The organism is Puniceicoccaceae bacterium (assembly GCA_040224245.1).
Lineage (GTDB): Bacteria > Verrucomicrobiota > Verrucomicrobiia > Opitutales > JAFGAQ01 > JAKSBQ01.
Map to the genome: position 1 here is coordinate 1 of JBEGIR010000025.1, position 7,833 is coordinate 7,833.

General features: G+C 50.6%; 8 protein-coding genes. All 8 read left to right on the forward strand.

The features are described 5' to 3' along the window. The first annotated feature begins 159 nt into the window (after positions 1-159). Positions 160-1,062: a hypothetical protein gene (locus ABQ298_04060; GenBank protein ID MEQ9823537.1), complete on the forward strand. Its 903-nt coding sequence runs from the start codon at positions 160-162 to the stop codon at positions 1,060-1,062. An 82-nt stretch (positions 1,063-1,144) separates the two neighbouring features. Further along, positions 1,145-2,221 (forward strand): hypothetical protein, encoded by a 1,077-nt coding sequence (locus ABQ298_04065; protein ID MEQ9823538.1) that lies wholly within the window; start codon positions 1,145-1,147, stop codon positions 2,219-2,221. A 221-nt stretch (positions 2,222-2,442) separates the two neighbouring features. Beyond that, positions 2,443-3,411 carry a hypothetical protein gene (locus ABQ298_04070; GenBank protein ID MEQ9823539.1) on the forward strand — a complete coding sequence of 323 codons (969 nt, stop codon included), beginning with the start codon at positions 2,443-2,445 and terminating at the stop codon, positions 3,409-3,411. 7 nt (positions 3,412-3,418) lie between these two features. After that, positions 3,419-4,069, forward strand: a complete 651-nt coding sequence (locus ABQ298_04075; protein ID MEQ9823540.1) for a class I SAM-dependent methyltransferase — start codon at positions 3,419-3,421, stop codon at positions 4,067-4,069. A gap of 29 nt (positions 4,070-4,098) precedes the next feature. Continuing rightward, entirely contained in the window at positions 4,099-5,310 is a 1,212-nt protein-coding gene (locus ABQ298_04080) for a glycosyltransferase (protein ID MEQ9823541.1), read from the forward strand. A 553-nt stretch (positions 5,311-5,863) separates the two neighbouring features. Then, a complete protein-coding gene (locus ABQ298_04085; GenBank protein ID MEQ9823542.1) occupies positions 5,864-6,541 on the forward strand; it encodes a hypothetical protein in 678 nt (225 codons plus the stop codon). Further along, positions 6,538-7,479 carry a hypothetical protein gene (locus ABQ298_04090; protein MEQ9823543.1) on the forward strand — a complete coding sequence of 314 codons (942 nt, stop codon included), beginning with the start codon at positions 6,538-6,540 and terminating at the stop codon, positions 7,477-7,479. The genes ABQ298_04085 and ABQ298_04090 overlap by 4 nt, the downstream gene beginning before the upstream one ends. Further along, positions 7,476-7,833 (forward strand): hypothetical protein (locus tag ABQ298_04095; GenBank protein MEQ9823544.1); only part of this gene is annotated, 358 nt, incomplete at its 3' end. The genes ABQ298_04090 and ABQ298_04095, both read left to right, overlap by 4 nt.

Genomic DNA, 7,833 nt, shown 5'->3' on the forward strand with positions numbered 1-7,833 from the left:
GTGTGCGGGCCGGATTGGGAGCGATGGGAATCAGCTTGGATGTGCGTCGCGGGTAAAGATCACCCACCCGTTGTTCCGCTTGAAGGATCGCGCAAGAGTATGACTGCGCTAATCCGTCATATTGAGACTTCATCGGATCTCAACCATTGCTGTGAACTTATGAGAGCGTATCTTGAACAGTTCCCTTCAAGCCTTTCTCAACTTTCTGAGGTCGGGATCGAGATCCGTGCAGGAAACACGGCGACAGCACTCTTCGTCGGTGTTGCTGATGCTCACATTCTCGGTAGGCGAGCTGAAGTGATCTCGGCTGCGGTCGAGGTGTTTAACGGTTTGATATATGATCGGAATGCTCCTTCAAACTGGAGAGTATGGGACTGCGTCGCAACTGCACTGCTCGGACGAATTGAAATTGCTGACGCGAAATTGAGGGGATTGTTGGAGCTGAATCCTGCCCTCTATTCGTGGGCATTGGGAGCCATCGCACGTGCATGGATTCCTGCACTTGGGGAAGATGAGCAGCGTCTTTCTCCTGCGGATAGGATCGATTGGTGGAAATCCCACATGCAAAACTGTGGCGAAAGTGTAGGGCTTGAAGGCTGGCAGTTGGGAGCGTGGACCTTGGCTGTGTTGGGAGATCATGATGGAGCAGAGATGTGTTGGCAAAATTTGTGCGGTGTACAACCGGTTCCTGCTGCGCATGCGCAGACCGTGCTTGCAGCGTGGTTGTTTGGATGTGAGCAAGAAGCGAAGCGATGGTATGGCAATTCGTCACCGGAATTTGACAGTGGCAGTGCACTGGAACGATTAACGATCAATCTTGCTCAGAGCATTCTCTGTCCAAAGGGCGAGGATAGTGTGCAAATGGTTCGAGTAATGGATGATGTGTGTCCGACGCTTTTTGATCGAAGCTATCCGAGTCATTTGCGTTGTTTGTTGAGGGCCATTGCTCATCGACGCAATGGCGATGAAGTGGAGGCGGGACGGTGGTATGGAAGGGCTGCATCTGAGAGCACGCTCTCCGCACCGATGTGGACGGCTTGGAATCGAGCAAAACCAACATGACCAGGATGCTTGAGTTCTTGAAGTTGAGCGATCATTCGGATTTGCTGAGTAATCCCAGGCTGTCACCTTCGACCTGAAAATCATGTTAGTTGTTTCTGCAGGGCTTTTTCGATCTGGAAGTACATGGCTGTACAATGCTGCCCGGCATTTATTACAAGCGCAGTTGGGTCCGGATGTGCTGTCCGGATGGATCGAGGATGTGGACCGGAAAGAATTGTTGAGTGCCAAACACGCTCTGGTGAAAATCCACGAGTTTGATGAAGAAATTGCAGGCAACGCGCAATTCATCCTTGTTTCGCATCGTGATCTACGCGATATGATGACGAGTTTGCACCGCAAATTTGCTGCAGACCTCACCGTCGAACGGGTGCACACTGTGCTCAGGGATTATGACCGATGGGAACAGCGCGCAACGTTGGTATTGCGGTATGAAGAGATCTTGATGGCGAATACCAGAGTATTGAGCCGAATAGCGGATTCGCTGAAACTCGATCCTTTTTCTGAGCGAGAACTGGAACAGATTCTCGTTGAGATGGAACGTGAAGCAGCCACCTCAAAGCCAGAAAGAGGAAGACGCAGCAACCGGTTGACAGGGCTGCATCAAAATCATCGCATTGATGGGCGGATGGGCCAGTGGCGTGAATGGCTTCCAGCCGGATTTGTCCGCGAAATCGAAGTCGAATTTGCAGATTGGATGAAGCGTCACGAGTATGCGATGACAAAACCTGGCGAAGTAGTGGGAGTTGCGGATGAGATTTGGAACAAGATACGGCAATTCGAGGGAGCTGCCAAACGTGTTGTCATTTTTGGTACGGGTCGAAGTGCTGAGCGTGCATGGGATGTCCTGTTGAATTATCCAGGATTTTGCGTTAAAGCGTTTGCGGATAACGATCCTGAGAAAAGTGGCACGATGTTCAGGAATCTTCCAGTATGGTCGCCCAACGAACTTCTTCGCAACTGTGATTGGGATATCGTCTGTATTGCCAGCCAATGGCAACAGGAGATCGCAGCCCAGCTTCGGCAGATGGGGCTGGAACCAGAGCAAATTGCAGTGAATGATCCATTGGGTCGCCCTTCGCTGCTTCTCGGCATTCGCGATTGGCCCGAGTTTGGCAGCACTAGAATGGAGATTCCATCGAAGATTGTTGGGGAGCCATAAAGTTGAGCATCATGCCTGAATCCTCAAGGAAACCCACCCATTCTGCAATCTGCTCAGCAGCGCAGGTGTTTGCAGACTGCTCTCGGAAAGAAGGCGGACGGGCGTTGCCAATCGAACCTGACAGGAACGGGACCCCAAAAGGAATTCGAGAGCATAGGATCAAGGATTTGCAGGATTATCGGCGAATTGCAGTGATCGGCACCAGTCGATTTGCGCAGCTGTTGGCTGAAGCTCTGGAGCGATTTCACGATGTGGTGGCCTTTGCTGAGCCGTTTGCAGTGCCTGAAGGTATTACCCTGGGTGGGCGAAAGCTTGTTTCGACGGATGTGCTCCATCTGCTGGAAGTGGATGCAGTCATCAGAGTGGAAGGTAGTGATGGGCAAAGAGAGGTGATGTTGTCCCCGAACTGGAATCCTTCGATTCCCATTGTGGACGCTACTCAGGTCTTTGATCGATTGCTCGTTTTTGGAGCTGGTGCGGGAGGACGTAAGGTATGGAAGGTAATTCCAAGCAAAACATCCATTCTTGCGTTTGTTGACAACGATGTGAACAAAAGGGGAACGCAGATTGAGGGAATATCGATCATTTTACCACAGGCCATTCCGCAATACAACTATCGCTACATCCTTGTTGCCAGCATGTACCGCGACGAAATCGAATCCCAGCTCAAACAAATGGGTATCCCTGAAGGATGTGTGCTTTCGATTGACCCAACGCGAAAGCCTCGCGTGCGAACGGTATTGCGACGGAAGGAGTTGCTCAATGAAGCACGCATGTTTTGGCCGGAATTGCTTGCTGAAGACCTGAAACGGGTGTGGTCATTTGCCCTGCATTGTGAAGAGGTGGCTCTGCTCGATTTTGCAAAGGAATCACTTGCGGTTGGAGTTATCATGGCTGCAGCAGGAGCGAGGGTCGTTGCATTCAGGGCACCTTCGTTACTGCATGGATCAATGGCATTGGGTGTGAATGCGATTTCAAAAACCTTTCAACCGGAGGATGCGAATACATTCTCGGCGTTCGTAGTGTCGGAGTCACAGGGGTTTTGCAGCATTACCGGCTGTTGCCACCCGGGGCACCGGCTGATTGCACCGCGCTATCTGAATCTGGGTGATTACCATCGTCAGACTGCAAATCTCAGTTACTGGTATACACCTCTCCGACGGTGGCTGAGCAACACAAACATTTTCTGAAGAATCCATGAGCAAAACAGATTACCCCATATCCAAAATCTTTGATGATCTTTATCACTCGACCTGCAAGGAAACTCTGGCGGGAAAGATGCGAGAGATTGAGATCATCCAATCCATACCGCGCTCTGCGGCTGAGTATCTCTTCAATCTGGTCTGCGAACATCGACCCACTACGGTGATTGAAGTAGGCATGGCGTGGGGTTTCTCATCGGTTGCAATTTGTGCGGCTTTGCGGGATTTGGGTGAAGGAGTCAATGTGATCATGGATCCTTACCAGCTTCAGACGTGGGAGGGAGTTGGCATGATGGCGTTGAAGCATTGTGGTCTTGAAGCACACGCAGAGGTTCACGTGGAGCGGTCCGACTTGTTTCTTCCAAACTATTGGAAAAGTTCAGCTGGACGGGCATCGTTTGCATTCATTGATGGGGATCATCGAATTGACGCAGTGTTTGTGGATTTCTACTACGTGAACAAAATCCTTCCCCCGGGAGCGGTTGTTGTGTTCGACGATTTTCAATTCCATTCAGTTGCGAGCGTTGTTCAATATGCGATGAAGAACTTTCATTACGAGCGATTGCAGTGCCCAGAGGCGCGGTTTGTTGTGCTAAAAAAACTCCGTCCGGATGAGCGTGGATGGAGTGATTATGGATCATTCTAAACCTCAAATGGACCTCATCAGTGCGAATTTTGTTCCTCAATGATCTTGGCTTTCAGTATGGTGCTGGCATTGCTCAGGCACGGCAGATTCAGTCCTTATTGCTGGGAGGGCACACCGTTGGAGCAATTTGTGGAGCCAACGGTGAGGTGGGAGACCGCATCCTGTTCAGCCGTCCTGGATTGGATAAAGGCTGGCGGGGGATTCGCACATTAGACTCGCTGTTTGCTTCTGATGACTTACTTCAGCACGAATTGATCGATGGGATATTGATGGCTGCGGCTGAATTCTATCCCGATATTGTGGTGGTCGGGAATCTGCATTCGACATCATGGCCACTTCAGATTGTGGAGGAACTGACGTGTCTTGGATGCAAAGTCGTGGCCTACATGCACGACCTGCATCTGGTAACTGGGCGATGCACTTACCCTGGCAATTGTGATCGGTATCTATCGGGTTGTGATCAGAACTGTCCTACTGCCGAAGAGTATCCTTCACTTGCTCCAGATCGAATTGCGGGTGCCTGGAAGTTGAGACGGGAATTGTTCAATGGCTCAAATTCGGTGAAGCTGGCTGCGAACAGTGAATATGTGAGAAAGCTTGCCAGTCATGCATTTCCGAATGGGAATGTAGTGACCGTGTATTACGGTGCGGATGAGACGGTATTTCAACCGGTGAATCGTCTTGCTGCACGAAATCAATTGGGCCTTGCGTCGGATGTTCCCACCGTTCTTGTGGGTGCGGTCAATTTGCGTGAGACTCGAAAGGGGGCATCCCATATTGCTTCTCTTGTCGAGCGATTTCAAGAGGGTGTTCAGTTCATTTCATTCGGACATCCTTCGCCGGATTTGCCGACGGTTCGCGCGCTCGGATATCATACGGATGCGAAGCAGTTGGCCCGGATTTATTCGAGTGCAGACTTGTTTGTGAGTGCGGCAACGGAGGAAGCGTTTGGTCAGGTGATTCTGGAAGCATCCTTGTGCGCGACACCAGTTGTAGCATTTGCTGCGGGTGGCATCCCGGAAATCATTCAAAACGGGGAATCCGGATTGCTCGTCCCTGTGGGTAATACAAATGAAATTGGAAATGCAGTTGAGCTGCTCCTGCACAAGCCCAAACTTCGCGAGGAAATGGGGCATGCGGCAAGGGAGCTATGCGTGAAACGGTTTTCTTTGAAACAACAACTGACCGCATGGACAGGGCTTCTCACCCAACTTTGCATTGAGACGCATGCAGATCTCTGATTCCAGGATTTCATCAACGCCATCGCAACACATTGTGATGGTTGAACCTCACTGGCATGGTCATCAGGCAAGCTATTTACGAGCTGGAATCCGCTCCCTTCTTCGAAGCGGGCATCGGGTTACGGCCTTTTGTCCCTTTCCTGAAATACCATTGAAATGGTTGGAAGGGTTTTACCCGGAGTTATGTGCCAAATTCAGTACGTTTCGCTTTTTGCGTCCTTCTCCCGTAGCTCCCGGAACACCATGGCCCAGCCGCGCCTTTGCCATCAAGTTTTGGCGCGAAACCGCCCAAGCGATTGGGGAGCAAAATTTGGGACACATTGACTTGGTGTATTTGAGCTGGCTGGATACGTATGTGCATCCATTTCTTCCCGGATGGATGATTGACCGACATTTTCCATACCGTTGGACTGGGCTATATTTTTGGCCGGGAGAATACCGCAACGCTCCGCATCTAGGTCGTATTGAACGATGGTTGCTATCGAGTGGATTCCCTTTTCGATCCAAAAGATGTGTCGGGGTTGGAGTGCTTGATGAGCAGGCAAAGCAATCATTGGATCATACATTGCAAGGTCGTCCAGTTGTCTTGTTTCCGGATGTGGTTGATGAAACACCGGACGGAACAGCTGTGCTTGGACCAAAGCTGAAAGCGGCGGCGGCGGGTCGTAAGGTGGTGGCGTGCATCGGATCCCTGAGTAAGCGAAAGGGCATGCTTGAGCTGATGCGGATTTGCCAACAAACTGCTGCAAAAGACTGGTTTTTTGCGTTTGCAGGTCATTTGGATCTTATCGACTTCGATGACCGAAGTTTGCGCGAAATACTGCGTTTTGTGAATCACCCCCCACCCAATGTGTGGATGCACCTTCATCCCGTCGCAGATGTTCTTGAGTTTGATTCATTGGTATTGGCCAGTGATGTGCTATACTGTCATTACCTTGAATTTCGTCACAGCAGTAATCTGCTCACCAAGGCTGCAGTGCATCGAAGACCCGTTCTAGTGAGCGATGGGCACTGCATGGCAGAACGCGTGAGACGTCACCATCTCGGGGTTGTGGTGAGGGAAGGGGATCATCATGGAATTCTGCGAGGGCTTGAGTCCCTTTTGAACGATCCCAATGCCGAGAGGCGTGATTTTGATGGATACGCCAAGTTCCATTCCATTGAGCGGTTGGATGCAGCGTTCGATACATTGCTCTCTTCCAATAAAACCAAACTCAATCGACATCCATGAACCAGAATACGATCATCTACGGAGCAAATCGATCAGGGGTTGAACTTCGCTCCAAACTGACAAAGGCGGATCGAGTCGTCTGCTATGTAGATCATGACCGCGATAAAATTGGACGGGAGTTTGATGGATTGCCAGTTTTGGCTCCCAGCTCGCTGATGGATCTTGAATTTGAACGGATTGCACTTTCTCAAGCCGATCCAGGCGGCGCATTGTCATTACTACTGCGCCTGGGGATTCCACTCGATAAAATTTTAGTGCCGGGTATTGAGGGGTTGGTCAGCAAAGACAGCTTACTGCCCCGAATCGTGATCTTTGGTTGTGGAATGGGAGCATTGCGAACCAAGGAGTTTCTTGAACCGGAACATGAAATATTGTGTTTCTGCGAAAGTGATTCAGCCAGGCATGGCAAACAACTTGCCCGACGGTTCGTGATTTCACCTGCTGACCTGTCTGCCATTTCATTCGACAAGATTTATCTTGGGGTTTCCGATACTCATCGTGCATTGCATGAACTGTTGTGGTCATGGAACGTACCCATCGAAAAAATTGATGTTGCGCCAGAAGACGTGCTTTCGGATCGTCTCGAATCGTCTGGCTCGGGGCGGCTGCGATATGTGATTTTTGGTGCGGGCATGGCTGGTGAGCGTGTATTTGCTCAGCTGAAGCATGATGCGGATATCATCGCATTTGTGGACAACAGCACTGAAAAAGTGGGGACGGAAAAATGTGGAAGACCTGTGGTCGCACCCGATACCTTGCCAAGCATGGACTATGATCGAGTTGCAGTCGGAAGCATGTATGTTGCATCCATACTCGAGCAGCTTCATTCGATGGGGATTGCATGTTCCCGTGTTTGGATACCGCCTACAGAATGGATCCAAGGTCTGCGTCACCCCAAGCGTGGAAGTTTCTGGACAAGGTGGTTACAACGATCATGAGCGAAACATGCAAGACGGTTGCCATTTTTGGAACGGGTTCGAGTGGAGAGCGCGCATGGAAAACCTGCACCGCAATTCCTTCGGTCAAAGTCGTTGCATTTGCTGATAACGATGATCGAAAACACGGTACGCTGCTTCATGGGCTGCCAGTAATTTCTGCAGAAGAACTGGTGAGTTCCTCGATTGAGGGTGTCGTGCTTGCAAGCATGTTTGCGGCAGATATCCGAGCAAAATTGCTCAATCTTGGACTTGCGCATGAGCGAATCGTGACAGCGTCGGATAGGCAATTTGCATCTGCCGTGATGGACTGGGCACTGGATCGAACAGGTGGGTTGGTTGCACTTGAAGGCGGAG